The sequence below is a fragment of the Dickeya dadantii NCPPB 898 genome (assembly GCF_000406145.1).
Lineage (GTDB): Bacteria > Pseudomonadota > Gammaproteobacteria > Enterobacterales > Enterobacteriaceae > Dickeya > Dickeya dadantii.
Window position 1 is genome coordinate 4,553,672 of the sequence record NZ_CM001976.1, and the last position, 22,294, is coordinate 4,575,965.

Annotated in this window: 20 protein-coding genes; 8 read left to right on the top strand and 12 right to left on the bottom strand. The window is 59.0% G+C overall.

Annotation, left to right across the window (positions count from 1 at the left end; genetic code table 11):
* Positions 1 to 236 precede the first annotated feature (236 nt).
* A complete protein-coding gene (gene metE / locus DDA898_RS20445; RefSeq protein ID WP_038912209.1) occupies positions 237 to 2,504 on the bottom strand; it encodes a 5-methyltetrahydropteroyltriglutamate--homocysteine S-methyltransferase in 2,268 nt (755 codons plus the stop codon).
* A 104-nt stretch (positions 2,505 to 2,608) separates the two neighbouring features.
* Here metE and metR point away from each other — a divergent pair, with 104 nt between their 5' ends.
* Positions 2,609 to 3,547 (top strand): HTH-type transcriptional regulator MetR, encoded by a 939-nt coding sequence (gene metR / locus DDA898_RS22610; protein ID WP_071604579.1) that lies wholly within the window; start codon positions 2,609 to 2,611, stop codon positions 3,545 to 3,547.
* Here metR and DDA898_RS20460 read toward each other — a convergent pair.
* From DDA898_RS20460 to DDA898_RS20485, 6 genes are all read right to left on the bottom strand, one after another.
* Positions 3,450 to 4,349: a carboxylate/amino acid/amine transporter gene (locus DDA898_RS20460; RefSeq protein ID WP_038912211.1), complete on the bottom strand. Its 900-nt coding sequence runs from the start codon at positions 4,347 to 4,349 to the stop codon at positions 3,450 to 3,452. The two genes, metR and DDA898_RS20460, sit on opposite strands and share 98 nt — an antisense overlap.
* A 110-nt stretch (positions 4,350 to 4,459) precedes the next feature.
* A complete protein-coding gene (gene pagP / locus DDA898_RS20465; protein ID WP_107768425.1) occupies positions 4,460 to 5,062 on the bottom strand; it encodes a lipid IV(A) palmitoyltransferase PagP in 603 nt (200 codons plus the stop codon).
* Between the two features lie 375 nt (positions 5,063 to 5,437).
* Entirely contained in the window at positions 5,438 to 6,259 is an 822-nt protein-coding gene (gene cysE / locus DDA898_RS20470) for a serine O-acetyltransferase (RefSeq protein WP_013319915.1), read from the bottom strand.
* Between the two features lie 118 nt (positions 6,260 to 6,377).
* The gene (gene gpsA / locus DDA898_RS20475; RefSeq protein ID WP_038912212.1) at positions 6,378 to 7,397 is read right to left on the bottom strand and encodes an NAD(P)H-dependent glycerol-3-phosphate dehydrogenase; all 1,020 of its coding nucleotides are present in this window, start codon (positions 7,395 to 7,397) and stop codon (positions 6,378 to 6,380) included.
* A complete protein-coding gene (gene secB / locus DDA898_RS20480) occupies positions 7,397 to 7,867 on the bottom strand; it encodes a protein-export chaperone SecB (RefSeq protein WP_013319917.1) in 471 nt (156 codons plus the stop codon). Before secB ends, gpsA begins: the two co-directional genes overlap by 1 nt.
* 99 nt (positions 7,868 to 7,966) lie before the next feature.
* Positions 7,967 to 8,398 (bottom strand): rhodanese-like domain-containing protein, encoded by a 432-nt coding sequence (locus DDA898_RS20485; protein WP_013319918.1) that lies wholly within the window; start codon positions 8,396 to 8,398, stop codon positions 7,967 to 7,969.
* 226 nt (positions 8,399 to 8,624) lie between these two features.
* Between DDA898_RS20485 and envC the strand changes: the two genes are divergently transcribed.
* The gene (gene envC, locus DDA898_RS20490; protein ID WP_050570295.1) at positions 8,625 to 9,899 is read left to right on the top strand and encodes a murein hydrolase activator EnvC; all 1,275 of its coding nucleotides are present in this window, start codon (positions 8,625 to 8,627) and stop codon (positions 9,897 to 9,899) included.
* A gap of 41 nt (positions 9,900 to 9,940) precedes the next feature.
* Positions 9,941 to 10,846: a divergent polysaccharide deacetylase family protein gene (locus DDA898_RS20495; protein ID WP_038912677.1), complete on the top strand. Its 906-nt coding sequence runs from the start codon at positions 9,941 to 9,943 to the stop codon at positions 10,844 to 10,846.
* Positions 10,847 to 10,872: 26 nt separating this feature from the next.
* On the opposite strand, the gene tdh is transcribed toward DDA898_RS20495, so the two are convergent.
* Both tdh and DDA898_RS20505 read right to left on the bottom strand, forming a co-directional pair.
* Positions 10,873 to 11,898, bottom strand: coding sequence for an L-threonine 3-dehydrogenase (gene tdh, locus DDA898_RS20500; RefSeq protein ID WP_038912213.1), 1,026 nt, complete (start codon positions 11,896 to 11,898; stop codon positions 10,873 to 10,875).
* Positions 11,899 to 11,918: 20 nt separating this feature from the next.
* The gene (locus DDA898_RS20505) at positions 11,919 to 13,115 is read right to left on the bottom strand and encodes a glycine C-acetyltransferase (RefSeq protein WP_038912214.1); all 1,197 of its coding nucleotides are present in this window, start codon (positions 13,113 to 13,115) and stop codon (positions 11,919 to 11,921) included.
* 290 nt (positions 13,116 to 13,405) lie between these two features.
* Between DDA898_RS20505 and rfaD the strand changes: the two genes are divergently transcribed.
* The 5 genes from rfaD to DDA898_RS20530 are packed head-to-tail and all read left to right on the top strand — an operon-like array spanning position 13,406 to position 18,602.
* Positions 13,406 to 14,338 (top strand): ADP-glyceromanno-heptose 6-epimerase, encoded by a 933-nt coding sequence (gene rfaD / locus DDA898_RS20510; RefSeq protein ID WP_013319923.1) that lies wholly within the window; start codon positions 13,406 to 13,408, stop codon positions 14,336 to 14,338.
* Positions 14,339 to 14,368: 30 nt separating this feature from the next.
* A complete protein-coding gene (gene rfaF / locus DDA898_RS20515; protein WP_038912216.1) occupies positions 14,369 to 15,421 on the top strand; it encodes an ADP-heptose--LPS heptosyltransferase RfaF in 1,053 nt (350 codons plus the stop codon).
* Positions 15,418 to 16,389, top strand: a complete 972-nt coding sequence (gene rfaC / locus DDA898_RS20520) for a lipopolysaccharide heptosyltransferase RfaC (protein ID WP_038912217.1) — start codon at positions 15,418 to 15,420, stop codon at positions 16,387 to 16,389. The genes rfaF and rfaC overlap by 4 nt, the downstream gene beginning before the upstream one ends.
* A 12-nt stretch (positions 16,390 to 16,401) precedes the next feature.
* On the top strand, positions 16,402 to 17,487 hold the full coding sequence (gene rfaQ / locus DDA898_RS20525) for a putative lipopolysaccharide heptosyltransferase III (RefSeq protein WP_038912218.1): 1,086 nt from the start codon (positions 16,402 to 16,404) through the stop codon (positions 17,485 to 17,487).
* Positions 17,484 to 18,602 carry a glycosyltransferase family 4 protein gene (locus DDA898_RS20530; protein WP_038912219.1) on the top strand — a complete coding sequence of 373 codons (1,119 nt, stop codon included), beginning with the start codon at positions 17,484 to 17,486 and terminating at the stop codon, positions 18,600 to 18,602. The genes rfaQ and DDA898_RS20530 overlap by 4 nt, the downstream gene beginning before the upstream one ends.
* Positions 18,603 to 18,681: 79 nt before the next feature.
* Here the strand turns inward: DDA898_RS20530 and DDA898_RS20535 are convergent, their stop codons facing one another.
* Genes DDA898_RS20535 through DDA898_RS20545 form a run of 3 tightly spaced genes read right to left on the bottom strand, consistent with a single transcriptional unit; the run spans position 18,682 to position 22,111 of the window.
* Positions 18,682 to 19,884: an O-antigen ligase family protein gene (locus DDA898_RS20535; RefSeq protein WP_038912220.1), complete on the bottom strand. Its 1,203-nt coding sequence runs from the start codon at positions 19,882 to 19,884 to the stop codon at positions 18,682 to 18,684.
* Positions 19,884 to 20,990, bottom strand: coding sequence for a glycosyltransferase family 9 protein (locus DDA898_RS20540; protein ID WP_038912221.1), 1,107 nt, complete (start codon positions 20,988 to 20,990; stop codon positions 19,884 to 19,886). The genes DDA898_RS20535 and DDA898_RS20540 overlap by 1 nt, the downstream gene beginning before the upstream one ends.
* On the bottom strand, positions 20,987 to 22,111 hold the full coding sequence (locus DDA898_RS20545) for a glycosyltransferase family 4 protein (RefSeq protein ID WP_013319930.1): 1,125 nt from the start codon (positions 22,109 to 22,111) through the stop codon (positions 20,987 to 20,989). The genes DDA898_RS20540 and DDA898_RS20545 overlap by 4 nt, the downstream gene beginning before the upstream one ends.
* Positions 22,112 to 22,294 lie beyond the last annotated feature (183 nt).

The window sequence follows — 22,294 nt, forward strand, 5'->3', positions numbered from 1 at the left end:
TCTTTCGCGCTGATGCGGCATATCCTTCGGTAGTTTTCCGCCGATGCCGAAATGCACTAACCATCACCACCGCCTTGGGAAGTGGTTTAGGGCTGGCAGTAAAAAGGGAGACGCTATCGTCTCCCTTAGTCATTTCTGGCGGTGATACGGAATGCCCCTGTCCTGTTGTCACATCCTGTGGTTCATGCGCGTCCTGCCATCCTTCGCGCCATTCCCCATCACCGTTTTCAGTTAACTTACGCGGCGGTTTCGCGCAGACGCTTCGCCGCTTCCACCATATTCGCCAGCGACTGACGGGTTTCCGGCCAGCCGCGGGTTTTCAGGCCGCAGTCCGGGTTCACCCACAGGCGCTCGGACGGAATACGCTGAGCCGCTTTGCGCAGCAGCGCTTCAATCCACTCTACGCTCGGCACGTTCGGCGAGTGAATGTCGTACACGCCTGGGCCGATTTCATTCGGGTACTCGAACTCTTCGAACGATTCCAGCAGTTCCATGTCGGAACGCGAGGTTTCGATGGTGATCACGTCCGCATCCAGCGCCGCGATGGAATCCATGATGTCGTTGAATTCGCAGTAGCACATGTGGGTGTGGATCTGGGTGTCGTCTTTCGCTACCGCCGCATTCAGGCGGAACGCGTCAACAGCCCACTCCAGATACGCCGCCCAGTCGGAGCGATGCAGCGGCAGACCTTCACGCAGCGCCGGTTCGTCAATCTGGATGATGCCGATGCCGGCCTGTTCCAGATCCGCCACTTCGTCGCGCAGCGCCAGCGCAATCTGTTTGGCGATGGTTTCACGGCTGACGTCTTCACGCGGGAAGGACCAGCACAGAATGGTGACCGGACCGGTCAGCATGCCTTTTACCGGCTTGTCGGTCAGCGACTGGGCATACTTCGCCCACTCGACCGTGATCGGCTCCGGACGGCTGATGTCGCCAATCACCACCGGCGGTTTCACGCAGCGGGAACCGTAGCTCTGCACCCAGCCGTTCTGGGTGAACACAAAGCCGTCCAGATGCTCGCCGAAATACTCCACCATGTCGTTACGTTCGGCTTCACCGTGCACCAGTACGTCCAGTTCCAGACGTTCCTGTTCCACAATCGCCTGTTTGATGTGCTCGGCGATGCCGATACGGTAGTTCTGACCATCCAGACGACCCTGTTTGAAGTCCAGACGCAGGCTGCGGATTTCGGTGGTCTGCGGAAATGAACCGATGGTAGTGGTCGGCCAGGCCGGCAGGTTGAAACGCGCACGCTGTGCGTCGGCGCGTACCGGGTACGGGTTCTGACGCAGGCTGTCTTGCGCGGTGATCGCCGCCAGACGCTTCGCCACATTCGGGTTGTTAACGCGGGTGGAAGTCCGGCGGGCGCGGATCGGCGCGCTGTACGCCACCAGCTCATCGCCGTTGCCGCTGTTGAGCGCGCGGGTCAGCAGCGCCAGTTCCTGACACTTCTGAATCGCAAACGCGAACCAGCTTTTCACTTCCTCATCCAGACGGGTTTCGACGCTGAGATCGATTGGACTGTGCAACAGGGAGCAGGAGCTGCCCAGCCACAGAGCACGTTTGCCCAGCAACGGTTGCAGGCGCTCGAACCAGCTCGCCAGATCGGCGCGCCATACGTTACGGCCGTTGATCACGCCCAACGACAGCACCCAGTCAGCCGGCAGCTGCACGTTCAGCGCCGCGGCGTCGTCTTTGCCGTGCACCAGATCGACATGCAGACCCTGTACCGGCAGCGCTTTGATAACGTCCAGATTCTGGCCGATGCTGTCGAAATAGGTGGTCAGCAGCAGTTTCACCTGCCCTTGCAGCGCGTCGTAAGCCGGTTTGAAGGCGGCTTTCCATTCGGCGTCCAGCTCCAGCGCCAGCAGCGGCTCGTCAATCTGCACCCACGCGATGCCGCGCTTAGCCAGTTCGGCCAGCACCTGCTGGTACACCGGCAGCACCGCGTTCAGCAGATCCAGACGGTTGAAGGCTTCGCCTTTGACTTTGCCCAGCCACAGGTAGGTCACCGGGCCCAACAGCACCGGTTTCACCTTGTGGCCCAGCGCCAGCGCTTCGTCCACTTCATCCAGCAGTTGGGTCCAGGTCAGCTTGAACTGCTGGCCTTTGGTGAATTCCGGCACCATGTAGTGATAGTTGGTGTTGAACCATTTGGTCATTTCAGCGGCGGCAGCCGGCTCACCGGTCGGTGCGCGGCCACGGCCGATACGGAACAGGGTATCCAGATCGACGGAACCATCCGCGTTCTGGTGACGGGCAGGTACGTTCCCCAGCAGCAGGCTGGTGGTCAGCACATGGTCGTACCAGGCAAAATCGCCCACCGGCAGCAGTTCCACGCCGGCGTCTTTCTGCTGTTGCCAGTGGCGGGCGCGCAGCTCACGACCCACGGTCAGCAGCGCTTCCTGCGTGCTGTTCCCTGCCCAATAGCTTTCCTGTGCTTTTTTCAGTTCACGACGCAGACCGACGCGCGGAAAACCGAGAGTGTGATTTAAAATTGCCATGCTTGAATTCCCATTTAGCCGTCCAGATGTTTACACATCCATAATCCGCAGGTAGTGTAGTAAGTACAAGCGCAATTTATTCACTGTCACTGTGAAGGACTCTCATGATCGAACTTAAACACTTACGGACGCTGCAGGCGCTGCGCAACACAGGATCGTTAGCCGCCGCCGCCGCACAGCTCCATCAGACGCAATCCGCCCTGTCGCATCAGTTCAGCGATCTGGAACAACGGCTGGGATTCCGCTTGTTCGTCCGTAAGAGCCAGCCGCTACGCTTTACGCCGCAGGGGGAAATTCTGCTGCAACTGGCCGAGCAGATCCTGCCGCAGATTCAGCAGGCGCTGCAGGCGTGCAACGAGCCGCATCAAACAACGCTACGGCTGGCGATCGAGTGTCACAGTTGTATTCAGTGGCTGACGCCGGCGCTGGAGAACTTCCACCAAAGCTGGCCGCAGGTGGTGATGGATTTCAAATCCGGCGTCACTTTCGACCCGCAACCTGCGCTGCAACAAGGCGAGCTGGACCTGGTGATGACCTCCGACATTCTGCCGCGCAGCGGCCTGCACTACTCGCCGATGTTCGACTTTGAGGTACGTTTGGTGTTGTCGCCGGATCATCCGCTGGCCGCCAAAGCCGTAATTACGCCTGACGATCTGGCGCAGGAAACATTGATGATCTACCCGGTGCAACGTCAACGGCTGGATGTGTGGCGCCACTTTCTGCAACCGGCTGGCGTCAGCCCGTCGCTAAAAAGCGTAGACAATACCCTGCTGTTGATCCAGATGGTGGCGGCGCGCATGGGCATCGCCGCGCTGCCGCACTGGGTGGTGGAGAGTTTTGAACGTCAGGGTCTGGTGGTGACGAAAACCCTGGGAGACGGCTTGTGGAGCCGGCTGTACGCCGCCGTACGCGATGGCGAGCAGCGCCAGCCGGTTATCGAAGCGTTTATTCGTTCCGCGCGCCAGCATGCCTGTGAGCATCTGCCGTTTGTGCGGGATGCTTCACGACCCAACGTTGGTGTACCCACAAGGCCGCCGCAATAATCGCCGAACCGATGAGAAAGCTGGTCCAGTTCGGCGTTTTCTGCCAGAACGCGAAGTTGACCAGCAACCCGGCCGGGACGTGAAAGTTGTTCATGATACTCAACGTGCCGGAATCCACCTGGGTGGCGCCATAGTTCCACATGAAATAGCCCAGGCCCGACACCACCACGCCAAGAAACACCAGAACCCCCCACTGCACCGGTGCGGTGGGCAGTTTGGTCAGATTGCCGACCAGCGCCCAAGCCACCAGCGTCACCAGCGCGGCGCCGAGGTAGAACCAGGAAAAGGCGCTGTGCTGCGGCATCGGATACACTTCCATCAGCCGTTTATATCCCACTTGCCCCACGGCAAAACAGACATTGGCCGCCTGCACCAGCAGCAGCCCCCACCAGAAATGATCGCTCACGCCGTGATAGTGGATCACCGCGGCGCCCAGAACAGCCAGCAAGGCGCTGAATGCATAACCCCAGCGCAGGCGATGCCCGCTGAGCAGGTCGTAAATCAGCGTGACGTACAGCGGCGTCATCACCGAAAACAGCAGGATCGTCGGTACATTGAGGTAAAGGTAACTACGGAACAGGAACAGGTACATGACGCCGAGCTGGAAAACGCCTACCAGCAAATACAACCCCAGCACTTTGGGGGAATAGCCGCGCCAGCGCAGGAAAGGCAGAAACACCAGCGCCGCCAGCACCAGCCGGAACATGGCTGAGAACCAGCTATCGACCTGGCCGGCCAGGTATTCGCCAATCAGGCTGAAGGAAAACGACCACAAAATCGTGGTGATGATCAATAACGGCACGGCATGACTCGCTCTATAACGTGTAACAGGATAAGCATTGTAGTCGAGTTACGTGGTCGCATTTCTTTCAACTTGGTTTACATCAGAACAAAATATCACCAATCGATTGATCAGAACTGCCAGCGCAGCCAGGCAAAGAACACGTTGCCATTATTATGCGTGCCGGGAATATAAGTCGCCTGAAAAGACAGGCGCTGATAACTGACCGACGCCATCGGCAGCAGCACCGGGATCGGAATGTATTTCCAGTTGTCCCGCATGGTCACGCCAGCGGTAAAACCCAGCCCCAACTGAACATCCTGATTCTCCAGCGGCCGCCAGCGTTTTTCATAGCCATAGCCGCCGATAGGCTCCCACTTGTTGAAAGAGTCCTTGAACGCCATCAGGTACAGGCTGTGCCAGTCGCCATCGCGGTCCAGTCGGGACACGCCATAGCCCGCGCCCCAGGGGCGCTCGTTGTATCTGTCGGTCTTCGCTTTGTCGTAAGCCCAGCGGTTATGCCAGGTCATGGCCGGCACATACAGCTCCTGAGACTGCCAGTGATGCCAGGTATCCGACAGATTGTTGCCGGCGCGCTGCCAGATTCCCGGTTCCGAGCCGCGTTCAACGGCATCAGATGCCGTATTGTCGCCGGACGGTGCGGCAAATGCAGGAGTAACCAGCAAGGAAGACAGAGCAAAGAGGCAGGTGTGTGAGGTCAATTTTAATCGCATAAACGGCATTAATCGCATAAACAGCATTCCCAAAAAGCAAAATCGCCAACAACCGGCGAGTCGGGTTACCTGATACTTATTTCCATGATGTTTTATGGTCCGACCACTGATATACAACGATTCTCGCAGGATTAAATACAGCTAACGCTGAATTACCGGGCTAACCGGTATTTTTGAGAGACTTCTTAGCTAAAGCATAGGATAAACAGCCGGATCTGCCGTAATGGAGAGGTCAAAATGCAAGCAAAGGGATGCTCCGGCAATCCCTGAAATAATAGCGCCGGCGTCGAGTCAGGCAGGCAAAACCAAAAACCGCAGGGTGCGGATGAAAGAAGCGTATTATCCGGCTTGCCGTGCAGGCAGGCCGGAAAAATATCAGATGCCGTCGCCGTCTTCGAAACCGCGCAACGAACCGTTGAAGTACTGATCCATATCCAGCGAGGGTTTATCGCTTTCCGGGCGGCCAACAATTCGCGCCGGCACGCCAGCGGCAGTGGTATGCGGCGGCACCGGCTGCAACACCACCGAACCCGCGCCAATCTTGGCGCCGCAGCCCACTTCGATATTGCCGAGAATCTTGGCGCCAGCGCCGATCATCACCCCTTCCCGAATCTTGGGATGGCGGTCGCCGTTGGTCTTGCCGGTCCCCCCCAGGGTGACCGATTGCAGAATGGAAACGTCGTTTTCCACCACGGCGGTTTCACCGATTACGATACCGGTGGCATGGTCCAGCATGATGCCGCAACCGATGCGCGCCGCCGGGTGGATATCCACCCCAAATGACACGGAAATCTGGTTTTGCAGGTAAATCGCCAGCGCCTGCCGCTCCTGCCGCCACAGCCAGTGGCCGATACGGTAAGCCTGCAGAGCATGAAATCCTTTCAGGTAGAGCAGCGGCGTCGAGTATTTATCCACCGCCGGATCGCGCAAACGCACCGCCAGAATGTCGCGGGCAGCGGACGCAATCATCTGCGGTTCGGCGCGGTAGGCCTCTTCCACCACTTCACGGATGGCAATCGCCGGCATGATGGCGTTAGCCAGCTTATTCGCCAGCATGTAGCTCAATGCGCTGCCCAGATTCTCATGTTTCAGCAGCGTCGCGTGAAAGAAACTGGCCAGCATCGGTTCGCATTCCGCCAGACTGCGCGCCTCTTCCTTAATGTTTTTCCAAACCAGTTCCAGCTCATCATTCGACATCGCGACACCTCTTTGAAAAACCGTCAACCCACCGCTTCACCGCTTGCTACTGCACGACGCTCTATCAGCATAAAACAACAACGGGCTTCCCGTGGGAAGCCCGATCAATGCCCTGCCGTCACAGGCTGGCGCTTTCGTCTTTGCGCGCCCGGCCCAGCAGGCTCAACGCCGCTTCACGCGCGTCTTTACCGCAATACAGCACCTGCCAGAGCTGCTCGGTGATCGGCATTTCCACACCGTAGCGCTGCGCCAGCGCCATCACTTCCTTGGTATTACGGTAACCTTCCACCACCTGACCAATCTGGTTCTGAGCGCTAACCACGTCCATCCCTTGTCCCAGCATCATGCCGAAACGACGGTTGCGTGACTGGTTGTCGGTGCAGGTCAATACCAGATCGCCCAGACCCGCCATGCCCATAAACGTGGTCGGATCAGCCCCCAGCGCCACGCCCAGCCGCGTCATTTCCGCCAGACCGCGGGTGATAAGCGCGGTACGCGCATTGGCGCCGAACCCCATACCGTCAGACATGCCGGCGCCGATGGCAATCACGTTCTTCACTGCGCCCCCCAGCTGCACGCCGACAAAGTCGGGGTTGCTGTAGACGCGAAAACTTTTGCCGCAATGCAGCAGATGTTGCAAATCGTCGGAAAACGGCTGATCGGTCGATGCCAGCGCAATCGCGGTAGGCAACCCGGCCGCCAGCTCTTTGGCGAACGTCGGCCCGGAAAGCACCGCCAGCGGGATCGTATTACCCAGCGCTTCGCGGGCGACGTCCTGCAACAGACGGCCGGTTTCCGCTTCCAGCCCTTTGGTGGCCCACACCAGTCGCGCGTCCGCCCGCAAATGGGGCTTGAGCTGGCGCAGCACATCGCCGAACACATGGCTCGGCACCACCACCAGAATGTTGCGGCTGGCGGCCAGCGCCTGCGACAGGTCCGCTTCCAGTTGCAGCGTGTCCGGGAATGGCACATCCGGCAGGAACGCCTGATTGCACCGCGCGGCCTGTAGCGCCTGAATATGAACGGGATCATGGCCCCAAAGCACCACACGGTGGCCATTGCGGGCCACCGTGATCGCCAGTGCGGTGCCGTAAGATCCGGCACCGATCACCGTCATTGCTGCGTCAGACGGGTTCATCAGGCATTCAGCGTCTGAGCGGCGCCGTCCTGACCGGCCTGCTGTTCGAGATAGTTCATGAACAGCGCGTCAAAGTTAACCGGAGCCAGGTTCAACTGCGGGAAGGTGCCGCGGGATACCAGGCTGGTGATGCATTCGCGCGCGTACGGGAACAACACGTTCGGGCAGTAAGCGCCCAGGCAGTGGGCCAGTTGGGTGCCTTCGATGCCGGCAACGGTGAAAATACCCGCCTGCTGCACTTCGCACAGGAATGCGGTTTCTTCGCCGAGGGTGGAAGTCACAGTCACGCGCAGCACCACTTCGTACACATCGTCAGCCAACTGGGTGGATGCGGTATCCAGGTCCAGTTTGACTTCCGGGTTCCATTCCTGCTGGAACACCTGCGGCGCGTTCGGCGCTTCGAAAGAAATATCCTTGGTGTAGATACGCTGGATCTGGAAAGTCAGTTCGCCGTTGTTTTGTTCAGACATGTTGAATAATACCCTTTCGTTAGATTTCCTTGCGCGCTTCCCTTCGCCAGGAAGGACACGCCATAACATAAACAGACTCCCCTCTGACGGGGCGTCGCATTACTTACCGCGTACCAGCGGGAGGTTCTCGCCGCTCCAGCCAGCCAGCCCATCTTTCAGAATCACGACGCGCTCAAACCCGGCTTTGAACAGGTTCTCTGCCGGCTCACGGGATGCCATGCCGTTGGCGCAAACCACAATCACCGGCTGCGCTTTGTGTTTTTCCAGTTCGCTCAGGCTGCCGTTTTTGATGTCGTTCGGCAACAGGTTGATGGCGCCGGCGATATGTCCACGACGGTAATCATCACGATTACGGGTGTCTACCACCACCGCATCTTCTTTATTAATCAGTTGGATCGCTTCACCACGAGCCACTTCTTTTACCTTGGACAGTTTACTCTTCACCGTAAGCACAATGACCGCGACCAGCAGGGCAATCCAGGCCACGCTCAGAATCGGGTGTCGGCTGATGAATGGCATAATCTCTTGCATGGGGTGTAACGACTCCGAAATCAGTTAAGCAATTCAAATACAGGGAGTCTGAGTATACCTATGCGATACCGCAATTACAGCCTGTAAGCCAACATCGCGTCATGATTATGCGCGGCGGATTGCATTTATCCGCAGGATTCGAGGCCGACCACTGTCATGGATGGAAATAGAAATCCCTGACGAGACAACTGGTAAGGCGCTGTTCATCGTGGAATAATCTTTCGCCATGAGCAAAAAAGCGTTCTCTGTACCGTTGCCGACGGGTCGTGACAAACTGCTAATCCGGTGCGCCAGTGTGCTTTGTGTCGGCGTGCTGCTGTTGCCATGCCCCGGCTGGAGCGACGACGGCCAGCAGCAGTTGAAATCCCTGCAGCAAGACATCGCAGAGAAGGAAAAAAGCGTCCGGGAACAGCAACAGCGTCGCAGCGCCCTGCTTGAACAACTGAAAAAGCAGGAACAGTCGATCGCTCAATCCACCCGTCAGCTACGCGACACCCGCTCCACCCTTGAACGCCTGAATCAGGATATCGGCAGTCTGAACGCCTCCATCGCCAAACTGCAAACCCAGCAGAAAACGCAGGAAAACCTGTTGGCGAAACAGCTGGATGCCGCGTTCCGCCAGGGCCAGCATGGCGCCCTGCAACTGATCCTCAGCGGTGAAGAAAGCCAGCGGCGCGAGCGCATCCTCGCCTACTTCAATTACCTGAATCAGGCGCGCGAGCAATCCATCGCCGCGTTACAGCAAACCCGTACACAGCTTGCCGGCCAGAAGCAGCAACTGGAGCAGAAACAGGCGCAGCAAAAACGCCTGCTCGGCGACCAACAGCAACAGCAGAAAACGCTGGAACAGGCGCAGGGCGAACGTCAGAAGACATTGGGCGCGCTGGAAAACGCGCTGGAAAAAGACCAGCAACAGTTGACGGAGCTGCGCCAGAACGAAACCCGCCTGCGCGACCAGATCGCGCGGGCGGAACGGGAAGCCAAGGCGCGAGCGGAGCGTGAAGCCCGCGAAGCCGCCCGCGTGCGCGAAAAAGAAGAGCAGGCCAAACGCAAGGGCGCCAGCTATAAGCCCTCCGAACAGGAGCGCTCGCTGATGGCGCGTACCGGCGGTCTGGGTCAGCCGGCCGGCCAGTACGTGTGGCCGGTGCGCGGCCGCACGCTGCACCGTTTCGGCGAACCGTTGCAGGGCGAATTGCGCTGGAAAGGGCTGGTAATCGGCGCCTCCGAAGGCACCGAGGTGCGTGCCATCGCCGACGGCACCGTGCTGATGGCCGACTGGCTGCAGGGCTATGGTCAGGTGGTGGTGCTGGAACACGGCAAGGGCGACATGAGTCTGTATGGCTATAACCAGAGCGCGCTGGTGTCGGTAGGCGCGCAGGTGAAGGCCGGTCAGCCGGTGGCGCTGGTCGGCAACAGCGGCGGGCAGAATCAGCCCGCCCTCTATTTTGAAATTCGGCGTCAGGGACAGGCGGTCAACCCCTTACCCTGGCTAGGAAGGTAGGTTTGCATCCATTAATTTCCCGCGTGCTGGCTATCGCCGGTATGACCCTCACCAGCACGCTGCTGGTCCTCCCCGTCTGGGCGGGCAAACTGGCGCTGGTGATCGATGATTTCGGCTACCGCCCGCATAACGAAAATCAGGTGCTGGCGATGCCCACCGCCATTTCCGTGGCCGTGTTGCCCAATGCGCCCTACGCCCGCGACATGGCGACCAAGGCCCACGCGCAAGGCAGAGAAGTGTTGATCCATCTGCCGATGGCGCCCATGAGCAAGCAACCGCTGGAACGGGACACGCTGCGCCCCGACATGAGCAGCGAGGAAATCGCCCGCATCCTGCGCGACGCGGTCAATAAGGTGCCTTACGCCGTCGGGTTGAACAACCACATGGGCAGCGCCATGACCGCCAGCCTGCCGGGCATGCAAAAGGTGATGCAGGCGATGACCGCCTATCGCCTCTATTTTCTCGACAGCATGACCATCGGCAGCAGTCAGGCCAGCCGGGCGGCGGCAGGCACCGGCATCAAAGTACTCAAACGCAAGGTGTTTCTGGACGATACCCAGAACGTCGCCGATATCCGGCGCCAGTTCAGCCGGGCGGTGGAGATAGCACAACGCAGCGGGTACGCCATCGCCATCGGTCACCCTCATCCCACCACCATTCAGGTGTTGCAGCAGATGTTGCCGACGCTGCCGGCCGATATCGTGCTGGTGCGCCCCAGTCAGTTGCTGAACGAACCGGAACCGCGCTATGAGCCGGTGCCGACGTACCTCGCCTCGCAACCGGTCGCCCCGGCGCAAAAACGGCTGCGCCCGATTCAAGTCTGCGCGATCAAACAACCGTTGCCGGCAATATCGCAACCGGAGCTGTGGCGACAACTTGGACGTAATCTGGCGACCAGCCCCGCCGTCAGCTACCTAAAACAACACTGGCAGACCTGGCTGGGGTAACATGACGCTCCCGGCCGTGCGGCGCATTACTCCCAGCTCAGCACGACTTTGCCGGACTGGCCGGAGCGCATCACATCAAACCCATGCTGGAAATCGCCAACGGCGTAGCGATGGGTGATGATCGGCGACAGATCCAGTCCGGACTGGATCAACGCCGCCATCTTGTACCAGGTTTCAAACATTTCGCGGCCATAGATGCCTTTAATCACCAGCCCCTTGAAAATGATTTCACTCCAGTCCACCGGTATGGCTTCCGGCGGAATACCCAGCATGGCGATGCGACCGCCGTGGTTCATCACCGACAACAGCGTGCGTAAGGCCGCCGGCGCGCCGGACATCTCCAGCCCGACGTCAAACCCTTCGGCCATGCCCAGTTCACGCATCACATCGGCCAGCGATTCCCGCGATACATTCACCGCACGAGTTACCCCCATCCGTTTCGCCAGCGCCAGCCGGTAATCGTTAACATCGGTAATTACTACGTGTCGGGCGCCGACATGACGACACACCGCCGCCGCCATGACGCCAATCGGCCCGGCGCCGCTCACCAGCACGTCTTCCCCTACCAGATCAAACGCCAGCGCCGTGTGCACCGCGTTGCCGAACGGATCGAAAATAGCGGCGATGTCATCGGGAATCGCCGCCGGCAGACGGAACGCGTTATACGCCGGAATCACCAGATATTCGGCGAAGGCACCAGGTCGGTTAACGCCGACGCCAGAGGTATTGCGGCACAGGTGGCGACGGCCGGCGCGACAGTTACGGCAATAGCCGCAGGTGATATGCCCTTCGCCCGAAACCCGATCGCCAATCCTGAACCCTTCCACTTCCTGCCCGATCGCCACGATGTCGCCGACATACTCATGCCCGACCACCATCGGCACCGGGATGGTTTTCTGCGACCACGCATCCCAGTTGTAGATATGCACGTCGGTGCCGCAAATGGCGGTTTTGCAAATTTTGATCATCACGTCGTTGTGGCCCGGCTCCGGCACGGGAACATCAGTCAGCCAGATGCCCGGTTCCGGGCGCAGTTTCGCCAGCGCTTTCATCCTGTTCTCCTCACCTCACTTCACCTCACCACGCCCAACCGACGGCCGACGTGGATAAACGCCGCCACCGCTCGTTCAATCTGTTCCGGCGTATGCGCCGCCGACATCTGGGTACGGATGCGCGCCTGCCCGTGCGGCACCACCGGGTAAAAGAAACCGGTGACATAGATACCTTGCTGTCGCAGCGCCGCCGCGAATGCCTGCGCCAGCCGGGCGTCACCCAGCATCACCGGAATAATGGCGTGATCCGCGCCCGCAAGCGTAAACCCCGCCTCGGTCATCCGCTGACGAAACAGACTGGCGTTATGCCACAGACGCCGACGCAGCGCCTGCCCGCCCTGTAACAGTTCCAATACCTTGATCGACGCCGTCACAATCGACGGCGCCAGCGAATTGGAAAACAAATATGGCCGGGAACGCTGACGCAGCCACGCCACCACCTCCCGCCGGGCAGCGGTATAGCCGCCGGACGCGCCGCCCAGTGCCTTGCCCAGCGTGCCGGTAATAATGTCCACCCGCCCCATCACCTGACAGTATTCATGGGTGCCGCGCCCTTGTTCGCCGACAAAGCCCACCGCGTGGGAGTCGTCCACCATCACCAGTGCGTCGTAGCGCTCCGCCAGATCGCAAATGCCGCGCAGATTGGCGATCACGCCATCCATCGAAAACACGCCATCGGTGGCGATCATCAGGTTACGCGCCCCTTCCGCCCGGGCCTGCTTCAACTGTGCATCCAGCTGATGCATATCGTTATTGTCGTAACGATAGCGGCGCGCTTTTGACAGGCGAATGCCATCGATGATCGACGCATGATTGAGCGCATCGGACACGATCGCGTCGTCTTCCCCCATCAGGGTTTCGAACAGCCCGCCGTTGGCGTCGAAGCAGGAGGAGTAGAGCATCGCGTCCTCCATGCCGAGAAATTCCGCCAGCCGGCGCTCCAGCGTCTGGTGAATATCCTGCGTACCGCAGATAAAACGCACCGACGCCATGCCAAAACCGCGGCTATCCAGCCCGGCTTTGGCCGCGTCAATCACCGCCGGGTGATTGGCCAGCCCCAGATAGTTGTTCGCGCAGAAATTGATCAACTCGCCATCGTCCGCCACCGTAATTTGCGCCTGCTGCGCCGTAGCGATCGGCCGCTCATCCTTAAACAGCCCCTCGTCGCGTAGCGAGGCAAGCTGGGTGGTCAGTTGGTGATAAAACGCATCAGGCATGGCACAGCTCTCCTTTTCGTCTTTTCGTCCGCATCGTAATTCCCGCCGGGCGGCGGTAGGTTTCATAGCGCTAAAGCGGATCTCATGGAGGTAAAGGTAGTGGAGAAATGCGAGCCGGGCTGACGGGTCAGCCACAAAATGCCACCGCGGTCACGCCGGAAATGCGAAGCGGTTGGCAAGAAACGGCGGGAAAATCCGCACAGGATGTCTGTGATGCGTCGAAATGCTATTATAGCGGTCAAGAGGTGTGGAGCACGGTGCTCCACCAGCAAGATTAGCAGGTAACTCCCATGATTATCGTAACTGGCGGCGCTGGTTTCATCGGCAGCAATATCGTCAAGGCGCTGAATGACGACGGGTACCGGGATATTCTGGTGGTCGACAACCTTAAGGATGGCACCAAGTTCGCCAATCTGGTCGATCTGGACATCGCCGACTACATGGATAAGGAAGACTTCCTCGCCAGCATCGTCGCCGGTGACGATTTGGGCGATATCGACGTTATTTTCCACGAAGGCGCCTGTTCCTCCACCACCGAGTGGGACGGTAAGTACATGATGGACAATAACTATCAGTACTCCAAGGACGTGCTGCACTACTGTCTGGAGCGCGGGATTCCATTCCTGTATGCCTCTTCCGCCGCGACCTACGGCGGCCGCACCGACAACTTCGTGGAAGACCGCCAGTATGAGCAGCCGCTGAACGTCTACGGCTATTCCAAGTTCCTGTTCGACCAGTATGTGCGTGAAATTCTGCCGCAGACCAACTCACAGATTTGCGGCTTTCGCTACTTCAACGTCTACGGGCCGCGCGAAGGCCACAAAGGCAGCATGGCGAGCGTAGCGTTCCACCTGAATAACCAGATCAATCAGGGTGAAAAACCCAAACTGTTCGCCGGCAGCGAAAACTTCAAACGCGATTTCATCTATGTCGGCGACGTAGCGGCGGTGAACCTGTGGTTCTGGCAACACGAAGTTTCCGGTATCTTCAACTGCGGTACCGGCCGCGCCGAGTCCTTTCAGGCCGTGGCGGATGCCGTACTGGACTACCACCAGAAAGACGGCGTAGAGTCCATCCCCTTCCCGGAAAAACTGAAAGGCCGCTATCAGGCTTACACGCAGGCAGACCTCACCAACCTGCGCGCCGCGGGTTATGACAAACCGTTCAAAACCGTAGCGGAAGGGGTCGCCGACTATCTGGCCTGGCTGAACCGCAACGCCTGATTCGCTTTGCCGTAAGGAAACACGAACGGTATGAAAATTCTGGTTATCGGTCCTTCCTGGGTGGGCGACATGATGATGTCGCACAGTCTTTACCGCACCCTGAAGGCCGAACACCCGGACGCCATCATCGATGTGATGGCGCCGGCCTGGTGTCGCCCGCTGCTGGCGCGCATGCCCGAAGTACATCAGGCATTACCCATGCCGCTGGGGCACGGCATGCTGGCGCTCGGCGAACGTCGGCGACTGGGCGTATCGCTGCGTGAGCAGCGATACGATCGCGCCTATGTGCTGCCCAATTCCTTCAAGTCGGCGCTGGTGCCTTTTTTTGCCGGCATTCCGCATCGCACCGGCTGGCGTGGTGAAATGCGCTACGGTCTGCTCAATGACCTACGGATTCTGGACAAAGCTGCTTTCCCGCTGATGGTGCAGCGCTATGTCGCGCTGGCTTATGACCGCGCTCGCATTCATACCGCCGCTGATTTGCCCCAGCCTTTACTGTGGCCGCAGTTGGCGGTAAACGACGCCGAAATTGCGGATGTCACCGCCGCCTTTAATCTGACCGACAACCGGCCGCTGATCGGCTTCTGCCCCGGCGCCGAATTCGGCCCGGCCAAGCGCTGGCCGCATTACCACTACGGCTCGCTGGCGCAAACGCTGATTGAGCAAGGTTATCAGGTGGTCTTGTTCGGTTCGAAAAACGACCATCAGGCGGGTGAGGACATCCGCCAAACCCTGAGTGCCGACGCCCGCGAGCATTGCCTCAATCTGGCTGGGCAGACGGCGCTGGATCAGGCGGTGGTGTTGATCGCCGCCTGTCAGGCGATCGTCAGCAACGACTCCGGTCTGATGCACGTGGCGGCGGCGCTCAACCGCCCGCTGGTGGCGCTGTACGGTCCCAGCAGCCCGGACTTCACTCCGCCGCTCTCCCATCAGGCCGAGGTCATCCGTCTGATTACCGGTTATCACCGGGTACGCAAGGGCGATGCCGAACAAGGGTATCATCAGAGCCTGATCGATATTCAACCACAACAGGTGCTGGATGCCCTGTCACGCTATCTGCCCGCCAAAGGGGAGCCTGCATGAGGGTATTGATCGTCAAAACGTCTTCTATGGGCGATGTGCTGCACACCCTGCCCGCACTCACCGATGCGATGCAGGTGATTCACGGCATCCAGTTCGACTGGGTGGTGGAAGAAGGTTTTGCCCAGATCCCCGGATGGCATCCGGCGGTTGACCGCGTCATTCCGGTGGCGATTCGCCGCTGGCGCAAAAGCTGGTTCAGCCGTGAAACCCGCGCAGAGCGGGCCGCGTTCAAAAAACAGCTGCGTGAAAAGCGCTACGATGCGGTCATTGATGCGCAGGGGCTGCTGAAAAGCGCGGTACTGGTGACCCGTCTGGCCCTCGGCAACAAGCACGGACTGGACTGGAAAAGCGCCCGCGAGCCGCTGGCCAGCTGGTTTTATCAGTATCGGCATCCGATCGGCCGCCAGCAGCACGCGGTAGAACGCATCCGGGAACTGTTTTCCGTCAGCCTGAACTACCGTAAACCGACGGAACAGGGCGATTACGCGATTGCGGCGCGTTTTCTGGCGGCGCAACCCGCCGACAGCCAGCCGTACCTGGTGTTTCTGCATGCCACCACAAGGGATGAAAAACACTGGCCTGAGGCACACTGGCGCGAGCTGATCGCGCTGGCCGAACCTCGCGGGCTGCGCATCAAATTACCCTGGGGCGCGGAGCACGAACACCAGCGGGCGCAGCGGCTGGCAGCCGGTTTTTCCCACGTGGACGTGCTGCCCCGGCTGACGCTGGCACAGGTCGCGGGCGTGCTGGCGGGCGCGCAAGCCGTGGTTTCGGTGGATACCGGGCTCAGCCACCTCGCCGCCGCGCTCGACCGTCCCAACATCACGCTGTACGGCCCGACCGACCCAGGGTTGATCGGCGGCTACGGCCAAAATCAGCATGTCTGCCGTCCGGCAGGCAGTCGCAATCTGGCGGATCTCCACGCCGCCGATGTGTGGCAACACTGTGCTTCTCTATTGACTGAATAAGGCGGTTTTACTGTGACCTCACCGCGCAAGGTTGAACTCCGGCGAATCCTTATTACCAAATTCCGCCATCATGGCGATGTGCTGCTGACATCGCCGCTGTTTTCCATTCTGCGCCAGCGTTATCCGGACGCCCAAATCGACGCGCTGGTGTTTGCCGACACGGCGGAAATGCTGTCGCTGCATCCGGCGATTGACCAGCTTTATACCGTCGACAAAAAATGGAAAAAACTCGGGACGTTCGGTCATCTGGCGAAAGAGTGGGCGCTGCTGAAAACGCTGCGGGCGCAACGTTATGACGCCATCATTCACCTGACCGAGAGTATGCGCGGTTTATGGATCGCGCGTCTGGCGGGCATCCCACTCGGCGTCACCTTTCGCAACAACGCGCGCGATAAACTGTCGTTCTGGAAAAAGACCTTTCAGTATCGTGTACCGCGCGTCTCGCGCCGTCACACGGTGGAATCCCATCTGGATACCCTGCGGATACTGGGGATCCAGCCGGAACCGGAAGAACGTCGGTTACAACTCATTGCCGGTGAGGACGCCGATCGAGCGGTAGACCAGAAACTACGCGCCCAACAATGGCAGGGGCAACCCTTCATCGTGGTGCATCCAACGTCGCGCTGGCTGTTCAAATGCTGGAAGAGCAGCGCTATGGCGGAAGCCATCAACACGCTGTGCGAACGCGGCCACACCATTGTGCTCAGCGCTTCGCCGGCGGAAAACGAGATGGCGATGATTGCCGACATCAAGTCGCGGCTGACCCATCCGGTACTGGATCTGGCCGGCCAACTGACGCTCAAACAGCTGGCGAGCCTGATCGGCAACGCGCAACTGCTGCTGGGCGTGGACTCGGTGCCGATGCATATCGCGTCTGCGATGCAGACGCCGGTGGTGGCGCTGTTCGGCCCCAGCGGAGAGACAGAGTGGGCGCCGTGGATGACCGTCAATCGGGTAATAGTCTCCGACCGCCATCCCTGCCGCCCTTGCGGTAAAGACGGCTGCGGCGGCAGCAAGGTCAGCGACTGTCTGCAGCAAATCAGCGTTCAGCAGGTATTGCTGGCGGTTGATTCAGCACTGCTGGAGGCGCAGGGATGAAACTGGCGATCGTGCGGCAGAAATACCGTCCGGACGGCGGGGCGGAACGCTTCGTTTCCAGAGCGCTCGACGCGCTCAGCAACCACCGTTCGCTGGATGTCAGCGTCATCACCCGCAGTTGGGAAGGTGCGGAGCAGGCCAACCGCAACGTTATCATCTGTAACCCGCGCATTACCGGACGGGTTCAGCGGGAAAGCGCATTCGCGCAGGCCGCTCAGCAACACTTCGCCGCGTTCGATCTGGTGCAGAGTCACGAACGGATCCCGGGCTGCCATATTTACCGCGCCGGCGACGGCGTTCATCACTCCTGGCTGACCCAACGCTCGCGGATTCTCAACCCGTTGCAGCGACGTCTGCTGTGGTGGTCCGGCTTTCACCGCTATGTGATGGCGCAGGAGCAAGCGATGTATCAGCATCCATCGCTGAAAGCCGTGATCTGCAACTCGCAGATGGTGGCGGATGAGATTCGCCACTACTTTGGCGTGCCTGCCGACAAAATTCATCTGATTTACAACGGGGTGAACACCGACACCTTTACCCCCGACCTGCGCGCAATCCACCGTCACACTTTACGTCAGCAACTGGGTGTGCCGCACAACGCGCCGGTGATGCTGTTTGTCGGCTCCGGCTTTGAGCGCAAAGGGCTGGCGGGCGCGATCCACGCCATCAGCGGCGTTCCTCAGCATCCGCACCTGATGGTGGTGGGGAAAGATAAACACAGCCGTCGTTACCAGCGCCTGGCCCGGCGGCTCGGTGTTGCCGATCGGGTACATTTCGTCGGTATGCAGCCGGATACCCGGCCTTACTACGGTGCGGCGGATATGCTGTTGCTGCCGACGCTGTACGACCCGTTCCCGAATGTGGTACTGGAAGCGATGGCCAGCGGACTGGGGGTGATTACCTCACAACAGTGCGGCGGCAAAGAGTTTATCCAGTCTGGTGTGAACGGGTTTGTCTGCGACTCGCTGGACTATGACGGTCTGCGCCAGTCGGTGCGACAGGCTTGCGAAACCGGGTTCGACGGGTTTGGCGAGCAGGCGAGAGCCAAAGTGGAGCGCTACGATCTGCGCTTCCTGAGCGATAACATGCTCAAACTTTATGAACAGTTGATTTGATGCAATACCGGGGGCACTACGCGTTTCGGTAAATAAGCCGGGTCACGACCAACATGACGTCCATGACCCGGCCCTCAAATCAGATAAAGCGCTGGCGATCGTAGCGATACTGGCTGAGCCACAGCGCAAAACAGAGCATGCTAAGATTGGCGTGTTCATGATGGAAAGTGGTGTTAACCAACCCGACCACCAGCGTGATTACCAACGCCGAGCAGGCCGCTCCCCACGACAGCCAGGAAACCGGTAACGCATTTCTCTTCGGTATATAACGCACCAGCGTCACGCCCATCGCGCCAAACAGGCTAAAGACCCAAAAGGCGCCCCAGATGCCGTTTTCCGTCAGCACATTGAGATAGACATTGTGTGAATGGGAAATGTGGCCGATCACATCGCCCGGATTCACAATATCCACTTTCTGGAAGTTTTCCTTGCCGACGCCAAACAGCGGATGCTGTTTGATTTCGGTTAGCGCCGAGCGCCAGATGATATCGCGATAGCTCAGTACGTTATTGGCCGCCTCATTTTGCTCCTGCTTAACCACCACGCGAGCATTGCTAAGCAAAGCGATACCGATCAGACCAACGACAAACAGCACCGGCAGATAAATAAGGCGTTTGTTTCTTTTGGAGAACCCCAGACAGAGTATCGCCACAACCGCCATCATCGCCCCAAAGGTCGCCCGGCTTTCGCCAAACGCCACATACACCAGGGACAATGTCAGCATAGCGATCCACATCAGACGTTTGCCAACGCTCAAGGTCGACCAGTAACTGAACAGAACAGTCAACGCCATCCCGCAAATAATGGCGTTATAGATGGCGGCGTGATTCACATGACCGACTGAGTTAAGCGTCCAGTACGTTTCGCTACCGAGATAAAAGTGTTCCCACGCGCCATAAATCAGGCCGATGAACGTCCCCAGCGAGGCCCAGAACACCAGACCGATTTTCTGCTTTTCGCTGAAACTGGCGCGATAAATAACCCAGCCGAACAGCATATAGCGGGCTACATCGGTCAGTGAGCGCACCTCGGTGTGATAAGCGGAAAACGGCATACCGACCAGATACGAGAGTATGTAAAGGGCAAAAAACAGATCCCATCCTGACCACTGGCGCTCTTTTTTATTCATGACCGCCTGAACGATCACCCATAGTAGCAACAGTGCCATGACGATGTTTTTGGGCGCTTCGGCCAGCGGGTTAACAAAAATAGCCAGCGCACTGAGAAAATACAGGCCGCGATTATCGGTACGTCGGGTGTTAAACGATAACTGAGTAGTCATTAAATCTTTCTCAACAAATGGGTAAAAGCGGTTTGAATCTCAGGAAGGGAAATCTGTTGCATACACGCCGACTGCCCGTCGCAGAACTGCAGGCAGCGCGTTTCATTCCGATTGCACCGTTCAAGCCAGGACAGTTCACGGCCGAACAGCGTGTGCTGGTCGCGACAAGGGATCGGGTGGAAACCGAGGTTGATAATCGGGTTATTCTGCCAGAAGCGGCCGGGGCCAAACGCGACCGGATTACCCGGACCATATAGCGTCATGGTCGGGGTATTGACCCATTTCGCCAGATGCGCCACGCCGGTATCGGCGCAGATCAGCGCTTTCGAATCCGCCAGCAGCGTCAGCAATTGCGACAAAGACAATTCGCCGGCAAAACTGCGATAACGCCGCTCCGGGTCAATCGCGTCAACGATATGCCGTTCATTGCCGCCAGCGCTCCATACCGGAGTGTACCCTTGCGTCGTCAACCAGTCCGCCAGCGCCAGCCAGCGCTCAGGCGGCCAGAAACGCACTGGATTGCTGGCGCCGACATGCAGTACGACAAAGGGCGATTGCGGCGGGGGAAAATCGCACGCCGGCGCAGACCAGCGCTGAGGCGCGGGCAACTCACCGTCCGTCAGGGCGGCCATCGCGTCGCCCCACGCCATCGGTTCGACCGGATAGTCCCGGTATTCATTGACCGGCCAGCTCTTGGCATTGCGCAGCGCAGGTCGGTGCGCCACGATCCAACGGCTGCCCGCCGCCAGCGCCAGCCAGCTATAGCGGTTATCGCCCGGAATCAACGCCAGATCATAGGGCCCGCTGTTGACAATCGCCGATACCGACGCCACCGAAGCGGGCTGATAAGACATCGGTACTACGCCATAGGGATTCAGGCGATAAACCTCGACAAACGGCGGCTTGCACAGCAGTACGATTTCCGCCCGCGGGTAATTACGCCGCAGCTTGGCTAGCAACGGCGTCAGCATCACGGTATCGCCCAGCAACAGATTGTGGGCGACCAGAATGCGTTTCACCGCCGTCGGCGCACGGCGCCAGGGCTTTTTCAGCAATTGCAGCAGACCGCGCGGAAAAATCCGCAACCGGGCGGAAAATTTACTCATGAACGAGTCGACCGCAGGCTGTTCCGGAAAATGGTGGTCATTCTGTCGAGCATGATATCCGCGCCAAACTGCTCGGATGCACGCTTGAGCGCCGCTTCGCCAAACCGGGCGCGCAACGCATCATCACCCATCAGTTGGCGCAATTTCTGTTCCAGCAACGCGGTGTTTTTAGGCGTGATCAGATAGCCGGTCTGTTCATTGACCACAGCTTCGTCAATTGCGCCCACGGTAGTTGACACCACCGGCAAGCCACAGGCCATCGCCTGCATGATGCTTTGCGGTACGCCTTCGTTGCCGTAGGAGGGCAGCACAAACAGATCCATGCTGTTCAGGCAGTCCGGCACATCGTCACGGTTGCCCAGAAAAATCACCCGATCGGCCAGACCCATCGACGCTACCTGCTGTTCCAGCGCCTGACGCTGCGGCCCGTCACCCACCATCAGCAACTGCCAGTCCGGAAAATCCTTCGCCAGCGTCTGCCAGGCCTCCAGCAAATAGGTGTGCCCTTTCCAGGAACGCATGGTAGCCAGAATACCCAGCGTCGGCCGATCCGGAACGCCGATGGTCTGACGGGCACCCTGCCGGGCAGCCTGACGATAAAAATTGAGGTCGATACCGGTCGGCACCGAGGTCATATGCGACAGCGGATAGCGGTTGTCGCGATGCAACTGCTGACGCAGCCGCTCGCCGGTGGTGGCGATGTGGCGGGTGGCAGTCATGTACAGCCAGCGGGTAGTCAGCGAGCGGTTGATGTCGGTGGAAACATGGCGGGTGCGCACCATCGGCGGCACACGTTTTCCCAGCATCAGCCCGGCGACGGCGACCAGCCAGGCATCGGTGGAGCTGTGCGTATTGATGATATCGAACGCGCAGCCATGCTGACGCAGCCAACCGACCAGCGCCAGCAGAGACGACAACCGTTTTTTCTCGATCGGCAGCCCGACCACGGCAATGCCCCGCGCCTGCGCTTCACGATAAATATTGGAGTGCGGACAACACAGAATGGTGACCTTATGGCCACGCTTCATCATTCCCTGAGACTCCGTAAGAATACGAATTTCCTGCCCGCCCCAACCACAAGAGGACTCGGTATGTAATATATTTAAAGATGTGTCTAACATCTTTTTATACCTATATCAGATAAGCCTTAAATCATAAACCGCCTATAATACATGAAGGCCAGCGAAGAATCCTGTCTAAAATGCGTTCGTCATACGTTCAAGAGAGGATTGATTTACCTTCGGTATCGTAAAACGGAATGTCGCCAGGCTGTTCAACTTTCTGCCATTTTCCGGCAGCGCCAC

Bases quoted from the DNA above. Each gene is read 5' to 3' on its own strand.
- metE (WP_038912209.1), bottom strand. From the start codon at position 2,504: ATGGCAATTTTAAATCACACTCTCGGTTTTCCGCGCGTCGGTCTGCGT.
- metR (WP_071604579.1), top strand. From the start codon at position 2,609: ATGATCGAACTTAAACACTTACGGACGCTGCAGGCGCTGCGCAACACA.
- pagP (WP_107768425.1), bottom strand. From the start codon at position 5,062: ATGCGATTAAAATTGACCTCACACACCTGCCTCTTTGCTCTGTCTTCC.
- cysE (WP_013319915.1), bottom strand. From the start codon at position 6,259: ATGTCGAATGATGAGCTGGAACTGGTTTGGAAAAACATTAAGGAAGAG.
- gpsA (WP_038912212.1), bottom strand. From the start codon at position 7,397: ATGAACCCGTCTGACGCAGCAATGACGGTGATCGGTGCCGGATCTTAC.
- secB (WP_013319917.1), bottom strand. From the start codon at position 7,867: ATGTCTGAACAAAACAACGGCGAACTGACTTTCCAGATCCAGCGTATC.
- DDA898_RS20485 (WP_013319918.1), bottom strand. From the start codon at position 8,398: ATGCAAGAGATTATGCCATTCATCAGCCGACACCCGATTCTGAGCGTG.
- envC (WP_050570295.1), top strand. From the start codon at position 8,625: ATGAGCAAAAAAGCGTTCTCTGTACCGTTGCCGACGGGTCGTGACAAA.
- DDA898_RS20495 (WP_038912677.1), top strand. From the start codon at position 9,941: ATGACCCTCACCAGCACGCTGCTGGTCCTCCCCGTCTGGGCGGGCAAA.
- tdh (WP_038912213.1), bottom strand. From the start codon at position 11,898: ATGAAAGCGCTGGCGAAACTGCGCCCGGAACCGGGCATCTGGCTGACT.
- DDA898_RS20505 (WP_038912214.1), bottom strand. From the start codon at position 13,115: ATGCCTGATGCGTTTTATCACCAACTGACCACCCAGCTTGCCTCGCTA.
- rfaD (WP_013319923.1), top strand. From the start codon at position 13,406: ATGATTATCGTAACTGGCGGCGCTGGTTTCATCGGCAGCAATATCGTC.
- rfaF (WP_038912216.1), top strand. From the start codon at position 14,369: ATGAAAATTCTGGTTATCGGTCCTTCCTGGGTGGGCGACATGATGATG.
- rfaC (WP_038912217.1), top strand. From the start codon at position 15,418: ATGAGGGTATTGATCGTCAAAACGTCTTCTATGGGCGATGTGCTGCAC.
- DDA898_RS20530 (WP_038912219.1), top strand. From the start codon at position 17,484: ATGAAACTGGCGATCGTGCGGCAGAAATACCGTCCGGACGGCGGGGCG.
- DDA898_RS20535 (WP_038912220.1), bottom strand. From the start codon at position 19,884: ATGACTACTCAGTTATCGTTTAACACCCGACGTACCGATAATCGCGGC.
- DDA898_RS20540 (WP_038912221.1), bottom strand. From the start codon at position 20,990: ATGAGTAAATTTTCCGCCCGGTTGCGGATTTTTCCGCGCGGTCTGCTG.
- DDA898_RS20545 (WP_013319930.1), bottom strand. From the start codon at position 22,111: ATGTTAGACACATCTTTAAATATATTACATACCGAGTCCTCTTGTGGT.